Below are 9,724 nucleotides of genomic sequence, written 5' to 3'. Positions count from 1 at the left end.
TTCGCAATTGAACCTTTACACTTCACGTTATGAATTGTCAGGTCACTTGTGAACGATAATGTATTGCCTTATCGCCCCACAAGCGCCCACACGCATTGCTTGATCGTCTTTTTAATAAGCTCACAGAGCGCCAGGCTTCTGTGTTTTTTCGGTTTTGAGTTAAGCTTTTTGGCTTAGCCCCTGAACCGTGGGATGCGAATTATACGCATCTTTTCGAGGTTGGCAACTCTTTTTTTCAGTTAATTTTGAAAGGCTTAAAAGCTTTCAAAACTACCTGAGGTGGCTGCCACCTCACCCTGTTAAGGGCCGCGAATTCTACGCGCTTTCTTAAGTTTGGCAAGCGTTTTTTTCAATCTTTTTCAAAGACTTAAATCTCTGAAAACATCTTCTTGAAATGCGTCGCTGCCCCCTCAAGAGCCGCGCATTATACAGAGGCTAGACCGCCCTGCAACCGCTAATTTAATTTTTTTTAAATTAATTTCTGAACCGCCTAACGCAAGGGTCTGCATGCTGTCGCATTCAGCTTGTTGGCCTCGCTCGAAACAAGTTCCAGGCCCAACCTATAACGCCAGAGAGGGCATAGGCACCAAACATAACCAGTAGAATCCTTGGAGGGTCGATAGATACAACGCCAAAGATAATCACAACCAGCAAAATCATTACAAAGGGTACGCGTCCACCCAGGTCTAGCTCTTTAAAACTGATGTAGCGTACGTTGGTAACCATCAGCATACCCATCAGCGCAGTTATGATCCCGGCAACAAATGATGGTCTGCCTGACATGGCGACGTCGTAGCCAACCCAAACCATACCGGCTACAACGGCGGCTGCAGCAGGACTTGCGAGCCCAATGAAAAAGCGCTTATCCACGGATCCGACCTGAGTATTGAAACGCGCCAAACGTAGCGCTGCTCCCGCGACATATACAAAGGCGGCGCCTATTCCAAACTTACCAAGATCGATCAGTGCCCACATATACATGACAACCGCCGGAGCCACCCCGAAGGACACCATATCGGAAAGGCTGTCGTATTGAATGCCGAATTCACTGGAGGTGTTCGTCAATCGTGCGACTCGCCCATCAAGGCCATCGAATACCATTGCAGCAAATATTGAGAGCGCCGCCACTTCAAAGTTGCCCTGTAAGGACGCCATAATTGCATAGAAGCCGCTGAAGAGCGCCGCTGTAGTGAAGAGATTGGGAAGTAAATAAATCCCCTTTCTGCGCACCCGCTTGCCGTCTACGTTTTCCTCTTCAAAATGCTCATCGAAAGGGATCAAGTGATCTTCCAAGCGAGCGGCATCCGCTGCGGCTTGTTTCTTTGCCTTTAAAGGCTCAGTAGTTTGATCCTGTGAGCTATTGTCTGCCATAACCTTTCCTCAAATTCCGGTCCTGTGTGTACGCGCGATCATCCCAGCCGAGCCACAAACTGCAAGCAAACAAAAAAAACGCGGCTTATGCCGCGTTTTGTTCTGACTTTTAGTTCTTGGTTTTATCGATGATCTTATTCGCCTCAATCCAAGGCATCATCGAGCGAAGCTGCTCCCCAACCTGCTCAATGGGATGAGCCGCATTGTTTCGACGACGAGCGGTCATAGAAGGATAGTTTGTTTGGCCTTCAGAAATAAACATCTTCGCATAATCGCCGTTTTGAATACGTTTGAGCGCATTACGCATCGCCTCGCGAGACTCATCATTAATCACTTCTGGACCAGTCACATACTCGCCATATTCCGCATTGTTTGAAATCGAGTAATTCATGTTGGCGATACCACCTTCGTACATGAGATCCACGATTAACTTTAATTCATGCAAGCACTCGAAATACGCCATTTCGGGAGCATATCCCGCTTCTGTGAGCGTTTCAAAGCCAGCCTTGACCAATTCAACGCAACCGCCGCACAGAACCGCCTGTTCGCCAAACAAATCTGTCTCGGTTTCGTCTTTAAAGGTCGTTTCGATGATGCCGGAGCGTCCACCGCCAACACCACTGGCATAAGAAAGCGCGACCTCTTTTGCCTTGCCAGAAACATCCTGCCAAACAGCGATCAAATCGGGAATACCACCACCATTAACAAATTCATTACGTACCGTGTGGCCAGGAGCCTTAGGGGCAATCATGATGACATCCAGGTCCGCACGTGGCACAACCTGATTGTAAAACACAGAAAATCCATGAGCGAAGGCCAGAGTAGCGCCACGACGAATGTTTGGCTCGATCTCATCGCGATACAACTGCCCTTGAAACTCATCAGGCGTCAGGATCATCACCAGATCAGCCTCTTTTACCGCCGTAGCTACATCAGCAACCTTTAATCCGTGGGCATCAGCTTTAGCCACCGACGATGACGTTGTGCGTAAACCGACGGTGACATCAACACCTGAATCTTTCAGGTTACAAGCATGGGCATGGCCTTGAGAACCATAGCCAATAACCGCAACTTTTTTACCCTGAATTATGGAAAGATCACAGTCGCTATCGTAATAGACTTTCATTCGGAACTCCTCAATTGGTGGATGCAGCCTCGCATCGGACACTGAACATATCGCTTAACAAGTTTTAGCTGGCGGCAAGTGTAATCAAACCGTGTTGTTGCGTAAAATGAATTAAATGAAATACATTATTGCAGTTTACGAAACACTCATTCCATGATGAAAGACATTCACTATCGATCTCTACGGCAGTTCCTCTTGCTTGCCGATACGCTGCATTTCGCCAAAGCCAGTGAAAAATGCAATACCAGCCCCTCTTCTTTAACCCGCACCATCAAGGACCTTGAGGAAAATCTTGGTGTTGTGCTGTTCTATCGAGATAATCGACGTGTCGAACTCACAAATGCCGGTGTTCAGCTCCAAGACTTCGCTCGCGGCGCCATCGAAGGGTGGGATGGTTTTCTAGACGAAATGAGGGATGACGACGCTTATATTCGTGGGGAAATCGCCATCTACTGCTCTGTTACTGCGAGCTATAGTTTTCTGTATGACATTCTGAGTGACTTTCGAAAACTGCACCCCCGTATCGATTTGAAACTCCATACCGGTGATCCCGCCCACGGCATCAACCGAATACTTGCCGGCACGGAAGATATCGCGATTATCGCTTGCCCAGAAAAACTCCCTGGAGACATGGTTTTTCGGCGCATGGCCGACAGCCATTTGGTGTTTATCGCGCCACACGAACCCAGCCTCCACTGTCCATTGACCGCTCCGATATCCGATGCCGAGTGGCAAAAGACCCCCATGATTGTCTCTGAAGCCGGCGTAGTGAGAGAACGGCTCGACAATTGGTTTGAATCCCTGCCCTCGCCGCCTCAAATCTACGCGCAAGTCGCCGGCCATGAAGCCATCGTTAGCATGGTCAGCCTGGGATTTGGGATTGGCGTGGTTCCTGAGCTGGTTTTGAATAACAGTCCACTGATGGATTCCGTAAAGATCCTATCGCCACCTTACGAGCTTGGCAGTTTTGAAATCGGCCTGTGCGCGCTCCGGCGTCGCCTACAAAATCCCGTAATTTCAGCATTTTGGGAAAGCCTTTAAGTCAATCATCAAAAAACTAGGCCTCCGCATGGGCAAAACTATGAATGCGGCATTCAGCCAGTTAGAATTCCCCGTTTCCTTTTTCCTTACTGTTTAAACTATGCATATTCGCGACGCGCTCAATCAAATAATCCAGACTGCCATGCAGGCTGCAGGAGTTCCCGAGCACTGCCAGCCCCATGTCACTCCCGCGAAAAACGCCAAATTTGGTGACTATCAAGCAAACGGCGCCATGGCTGCGGCCAAGGCACTGAAAACCAACCCCCGCGAGCTGGCGACAAATATCATCGCAATGTTGCCTGAAAACACTATGATTGCGCGCGCGGAGTGCGCCGGCCCCGGATTCATTAATTTATACCTATCCGACAATTGGATCGCCGACGGACTGCAAAAAGCTCGCACGTCTGAGCGATTACTCTACGAGGCTACAAGTCAGCCACAAAATATTGTCGTCGACTATTCTTCCCCTAATCTCGCCAAAGAAATGCACGTCGGCCACTTGCGCTCAACGATTATTGGAGACGCTGTCGCGAGGGTCCTTGAATTCCAGGGGCATAACGTGATTCGTCAGAATCATGTGGGTGACTGGGGCACGCAATTTGGCATGCTGATCGCTGAACTTGAAGATCATCTCGATGACGGACAAGCTCCTGAGCTCGCCTTACAAGACCTTGAGACCTTTTACCAACAAGCCAAAAAGCACTTCGACAAAACTCCGGGTTTTGCCGACAAGGCAAGAGATTACGTCGTTCAGTTACAGTCTGGGGAGCCAAGAATTCTACAGCTGTGGACCCAATTCCGAGAGGTTTCTTTACAGCACAGTTCAGAAATCTATCAGCGCCTGAATGTGACTCTATCTGAAGACGACGTACACGGAGAGAGCGCTTACAACCCTGACCTGCCAGATATCGTTACTTCCCTTCAGGAAGCCGGACTTGCAACAGAAAACCAAGGTGCTCAAGTCGTATTTCTAGAAGAGCTCGCGGATAAAGAAGGCAATCCTAGCCCAGTCATTGTGCAAAAGCAGGATGGCGGTTACCTCTACTCCACCTCAGATCTTGCAGCCCTGCGCTATCGGGCAAATGTGCTCAACGCAGATCGTATTCTCTATTTCATCGATGCTCGTCAATCGCTGCATATGAAACAGGTGTTCTTGCTCGCAAGAAAGGCCAACTTCGTACCAACTCAGCTGAGCCTAGAGCACCACGCCTTTGGGACCATGATGGGACCAGATGGAAAACCGTTTAAAACTCGCAGTGGCGGCACGGTGAAATTAGCGGAACTGCTCGATGAAGCGGTAGAAAGGGCGAGAGCCCTGGTAGAAGAGAAAGCCACTGACCTCAGCATTGAAGAAAAATCACGAATTGCAGAAATCGTTGGTATCGGGGCCGTCAAGTACGCTGACTTATCGAAAACACGCACTAACGACTATATATTCAACTGGAAGACAATGCTTAGTTTTGAGGGTAACACAGCCCCCTATTTGCAGTATGCTGTCACTAGAGTTAAAAGCATTTTCCGCAAAATTGACCAGGCAGAAAACACAACGGGAGAAGTGACCATTAGCGATCCGCACGAGCGGGCGCTAGCTTTACAATTGCTACAGTTTGGAGAAACCTTAGACCAAGTTGCAAAAGAGGCTTTTCCGCACATTTTATGCAGCTACCTTTATGATCTGGCAAGCCTGTTTATGCGCTTCTACGAAACCTGTCCGATCTTAAAAGCAGATGTCCCCGAAGAAACTAGAAGCAGCAGACTGTCAATCGCAATGACGACAGCAAAAACATTAGAGGAAGGATTAAATTTGTTGGGAATAGAAACCAGCGAACGTATGTAATTAGAGCCCTCAACGTCCAACCAATGGACGTTGAGGCAATGCACCTTTAATACAAGGATCAACGGGCGACAGACAGCCCTCGCCCTATGGCGTAATAGTCTATACCACGCTCAGCCAAACGATGGGGATCGTACAGGTTCCGGCCATCAAAAATTACCGGAGAGCTCAAACTGGATTTGATTAACTTGAAATCTGGCGCTTTGAAATTCTGCCACTCGGTACAAACCACTAACGCGTCTGCACCTTTGAGGGTAGATTCTTTAGTACCCATCAGGGATAGATCGTCCCTAGCACCATAAATCCGCTGACATTCTTCCATCGCTTCAGGGTCATAGGCCTGCACCTTAGCGCCTGCGGCCCAAAGGGCTTCCATTAACGTGCGACTGGATGCCTCGCGCATATCATCGGTCTTTGGCTTAAAGGACAATCCCCAGACAGCAAAGGTTTTGCCAGCAAGATTTCCTTGAAAATGCGTATTGATATATCCGAACAATTTTTGTTTTTGCTGATAGTTTACCGCCTCAACGGCTTTAAGGATCGCCGGACTGTAATCAATCCCATCTGCGGTACGAATCAGCGCTTGCACATCTTTAGGGAAACAAGAGCCGCCATAACCGGCACCAGGATAGATAAACTGGTAACCAATCCGCTCATCGGAACCGATACCATGACGAACATTTTCAATATCAGCACCAACCCGCTCTGCGATATTCGACATTTCATTCATAAAGCTGATCTTGGTGGCCAACATACAGTTGGCTGCATATTTGGTTAGCTCGGCACTGCGGGCGTCCATGAAGATCATACGCTCATGATTGCGGTTGAAGGGCGCGTAAAGCTCTCGCATTACCCCTTCTATGTATGTTTCATCGTCACCAGGGCGAACACCAATAACAATTCGGCTCGGCGCCATGCAATCAGATACCGCTGCACCCTCTTTCAAAAATTCCGGATTGGAAACCACAGAGAAGCTCAGTGAGCTCTGCCGCTCGGCAAGCACAGCAGAGACTTTTTGTGCAACTTTATCAGCAGTACCGACCGGGACAGTGGATTTATCGATGATAATCTTTGGTTCTTCCATATGCGTGGCAATAGACGAAGCCACCGCCAACACATATTTTAAATCGGCTGATCCATCTTCATCTGGCGGAGTGCCAACGGCGATAAACTGAATCTCTCCAAACTCTACCCCCTCTTCTGCCGACGTGGTGAAACGGATACGACCCGCCTCATAATTTGCCATCACTAATGGCGTTAACCCGGGCTCATAAATGGGTATCACACCGCGCTTAAGATTTTCTATCTTCGCCTCGTCGACATCCACACAGCAGACATCGTGGCCAACGTCGGCCAGCACTGCGGCTTGTACCAGTCCCACGTAACCTATACCAAAAACGGTCACTTTCATTGTGTCGTCGATCCTCCAAAACTAAATAACGTCCCTATTAATGACAGGGATTCTTTACCGTTAAGCACTTTACCACCAACAGCGCTTGAAAAAACCCTTTTCCCTACTACACATCATAGACAATGCTGATCATCGTCAAGGAAACAACCACATACGCACAAAGCACCGGTAGCCCTAACTTGATGTAATCTCCAATACGGTAGTTCCCGGCGGTGTAAACCATGAGATTCGTTTGATAGCCATAGGGTGACAGAAAACTGGCGCTAGCGCCAAACGCAACAGCCATAATGAATGGCATCGGGTTGTCGCCCCATTGATCCGAAATCGCCATCGCCAAGGGAAACATAATTGCAGCTGCGGCATTGTTGGTAACCAATTCGGTAAAAAGCCAAGTTAGGAGAAAAATACCAATTAAAGCCCCGATAGGAGGTAATCCACTAAATACTGTCCCGGCATAGAGGCTGATATCTGCAGCCAGCCCCGTTTCAAACATGGCGCGGGAAATCCCCAAGGCACTACCAATAACAATGACGAGCTGAAAGGGAAATCGTGCTTTTAGATCCTCGCGACTGATCACTTTCAAGGCCATCAGCCCCAACAGAAGAATTGCCAATCCTTTTATGAGAGGAAAAATTCCCGTCGCACCCAAAATAATAACCAGAGCAAAACCCGCATAAATCGACCACTCTTTAATAGGCACAATCAGACGATTCGTTTCAACGCCTCCTAACACGATAAACTCGGGGGCAATCTCCCGGCGGCGATTGAAATCATCCCCCACGGCGAGGACTAAGGCATCACCCGCCTGTAATTCCAAGCGCCCCAGGCCGCCACCAATTCGTTGGTCACCGCGACGCACGGCAACCACCGCGGCATCAAAGCGGGCGCGGAAATCGACTTCTTTTATTGTACGTCCTACCAAGCTGGCCGATGGGGAAACTACGACCTCTACCAGATTGTCACGCACCTGTTCATCGAGCAGATCCAGCGATTCCAACCCCTGAAATTCATCGAGCAAATCAATCGCATGGATATCGCCCGTGAACACCAAAGTATCTCCCGCTTTTAGTATCTCCTGCGGACTGACAGGGGCATAAACCTGATGATCACGAATTACCTCAACCAGAAAGATTTTTTCCAGCTGACGTAATCCATTATCCTGCACAGAACGACCAACAAGTGGCGAGTTCGAAGCAATACGCCTCTCCAAGAAATACTCCTGGGTCGCGCCGGAATCCTGCGTACGCCGCTCAGGTAATAGTCGAGCCCCGAACAGCACCATCAACCCCAAACACACCACTGTGACGGGCAGCCCAATGGCGGTAAATTCAAAAAAGCCCAGGGATGGCATACCTGCCTGCTGTACAAAACCGTTCACAATCAAGTTCGTCGACGTGCCGATTAAGGTCAGCGTTCCTCCGAGAATCGACGCGTATGACAGAGGCAGGAGCAATTTAGACGACGCAATTTTCTGCTGCTTTTTAACCGGTCCCAATAGAGCCGCCACAACAGCCGTATTGTTAACAAATGCGGAAAATGTGGCGCTAAAAATACCTAACTTTAGAATAGAGCCCGAAGCACTCCCAGAAGAGACGAACTGGGTCATGCGACGCATAATTGACGTCCGCTCCATCGGAATGGAAATGAAATACAACATGACCAAAACGATTAGAGATGAATTCGTGAAACCCTGGGTGAGCGTTTCCAGCGGTAGAATATTGCATAGAAACAAGATTCCGCTGGATCCGAGAAAAATCATCCACGGGCGTAAATTGGAAAATAACAACAACCCAACAATAGCAACCAGATTGAGGGCGACGATCGTGTCGGCGTGAGCATCCATCAAAACTGCAAATCCATACCGTAAAATATCAATGACACATGAATGAGCGCGGCACTATGCCCGAGAATTCGCCCCAAGAGCAATGTCTATCCGAAGTGGCTTGACCCAGCGCACAAAAAAATCAGGCACTGTGACCACAAAGCTGCAACCAACGTTCAACGGCTGCGGTGCGATTTACCCGACGATGTTCGACAAAATAGAAATTTCGAAACATTGTCCGCTCACTCACAGTAAGCGGAACCACCGCACCACGATCAATTTCCTCACTTAATGCAATCTGGGACAGACATCCAACCCCGAGACCCGCCTTGACCGCATTTTTAATCGCCTCGTTGTGAGGTAACTCCAGCAAAATATGCAAATTAGGCAATAGGCCCCGCATCGCTCGATCGAAAGTCTGACGATGTCCGGAGCCGGCTTCCCGCAAAATCCAGGGAATTTCCAGCAGTTGCTGATCAGAAAGGCAACCACTGCCCGCGTATGGGCTGTCTGGACTGCAAAAAATTTGCATTTCGTCTTCTCGCCATGGGGTCAACTGCAACTCTTCATGTTGAAGCTCACCTTCGATCAAGCCGATATCCAACTCAAAATTTAGCACCTTAGCGACAATTTCAGGAGTACTTCCAACCACAAACTGCACCTCAGCTGCGGGGTTTTCCCGTAGAAAGTCCGCCAGATACTGTATGGCCAAATAGTTACCAATTGTGAAGCTCGCACCAACTCGAAGATGGCCACTGTCTTCCTGACCTCGGAGTTCACGATCGAAGTCGTAAATTTGGCGTAACAGTTGCTCTGCCTTCGCACGGACAGAATGTCCAAAACTATTTAGTTTCAAACGCTTAGCGCTACGGTCGAACAATTGAATACTGTAACGCCCTTCAAAGTCCAACAACGCAGCGCTGGTTGCAGATTGAGACATGTGCAGCTTTTCTGCGGCTTTGCTGATGCTCTCTTCACGAGCCACCGCGAGAAAAACCTCCAACTGCTTTATGGTGTACTTAGACGATCGCAATAGGTCCTCACAAGAAATCCTAAAAAAACGATATTAAAATCCATAATATCCTGATTTTCAGATCCATTGGAATACCTTAGACTGCA

General features: G+C 48.7%; 7 protein-coding genes. 2 read left to right on the top strand and 5 right to left on the bottom strand.

Features of this window, described 5'->3' with window-relative positions; genetic code table 11:
- Nucleotides 1–519: 519 nt before the first annotated feature.
- Together pssA and ilvC are read right to left on the bottom strand one after the other, a co-directional pair.
- A complete protein-coding gene (gene pssA, locus ACXAFR_RS24495; protein WP_475182077.1) occupies nt 520–1,371 on the bottom strand; it encodes a CDP-diacylglycerol--serine O-phosphatidyltransferase in 852 nt (283 codons plus the stop codon).
- A gap of 109 nt (nt 1,372–1,480) precedes the next feature.
- The gene (gene ilvC / locus ACXAFR_RS24490; RefSeq protein ID WP_475182074.1) at nt 1,481–2,497 is read right to left on the bottom strand and encodes a ketol-acid reductoisomerase; all 1,017 of its coding nucleotides are present in this window, start codon (nt 2,495–2,497) and stop codon (nt 1,481–1,483) included.
- Nucleotides 2,498–2,650: 153 nt separating this feature from the next.
- On the opposite strand from ilvC, the gene ilvY reads away from it, so the two are divergent.
- Nucleotides 2,651–3,538 carry an HTH-type transcriptional activator IlvY gene (gene ilvY, locus ACXAFR_RS24485; protein ID WP_475182073.1) on the top strand — a complete coding sequence of 296 codons (888 nt, stop codon included), beginning with the start codon at nt 2,651–2,653 and terminating at the stop codon, nt 3,536–3,538.
- 100 nt (nt 3,539–3,638) lie between these two features.
- Nucleotides 3,639–5,375: an arginine--tRNA ligase gene (gene argS / locus ACXAFR_RS24480; RefSeq protein ID WP_475182071.1), complete on the top strand. Its 1,737-nt coding sequence runs from the start codon at nt 3,639–3,641 to the stop codon at nt 5,373–5,375.
- Nucleotides 5,376–5,433: 58 nt separating this feature from the next.
- Here argS and ACXAFR_RS24475 read toward each other — a convergent pair whose 3' ends face one another.
- The 3 genes from ACXAFR_RS24475 to ACXAFR_RS24465 all read right to left on the bottom strand — a co-directional run bounded on the left by ACXAFR_RS24475 (nt 5,434) and on the right by ACXAFR_RS24465 (nt 9,638).
- Nucleotides 5,434–6,783, bottom strand: coding sequence for a UDP-glucose dehydrogenase family protein (locus ACXAFR_RS24475; protein WP_475182069.1), 1,350 nt, complete (start codon nt 6,781–6,783; stop codon nt 5,434–5,436).
- A 106-nt stretch (nt 6,784–6,889) separates the two neighbouring features.
- Nucleotides 6,890–8,626: an SLC13 family permease gene (locus tag ACXAFR_RS24470; RefSeq protein ID WP_475182068.1), complete on the bottom strand. Its 1,737-nt coding sequence runs from the start codon at nt 8,624–8,626 to the stop codon at nt 6,890–6,892.
- Between the two features lie 121 nt (nt 8,627–8,747).
- The gene (locus tag ACXAFR_RS24465; protein ID WP_475182065.1) at nt 8,748–9,638 is read right to left on the bottom strand and encodes a LysR substrate-binding domain-containing protein; all 891 of its coding nucleotides are present in this window, start codon (nt 9,636–9,638) and stop codon (nt 8,748–8,750) included.
- Between the last annotated feature and the right edge of the window lie 86 nt (nt 9,639–9,724).

The sequence above is a fragment of the Pseudomaricurvus sp. ABR4_320 genome, assembly GCF_056159445.1.
Note: the sequence above shows the minus strand (reverse complement) of the source record. Positions and strands in the feature narration are given on the sequence as shown.